Raw genomic sequence first — 277 nt, forward strand, 5'->3', positions numbered from 1 at the left:
TCTTCCCAGGCGTGATCGCGCTGGCTGTCGATCCACGGGCGCGACTTGGTGCGCACGAAGTCCTGGGTATCGGCAATCGCGGCGCGGGCGATGCCCACGTCCACGGCGGCCTGGATGATCTGGAAGATGGCGCCGTCGGCGGAGGGTTCCAGGTAGCCCTTGTAGGCCGGGATCAGATGCGTCTTCGGCACTTTCACCTGATCGATGATGACGGTCCCGCTCAGGGTAGTGCGCTGGCCGAAGGCTGACCAGTCGTCGATGACGGTCAATCCCGGTG

General features: G+C 65.0%; 1 pseudogene. It reads right to left on the reverse strand.

Annotated elements, in window-relative coordinates:
• Nucleotides 1-277 (reverse strand): annotated as a pseudogene (locus ACZ3HG_RS23480) (SfnB family sulfur acquisition oxidoreductase); the annotation flags it as partial.

This window comes from Erwinia sp. PME.40.26/001 (genome assembly GCF_055556675.1).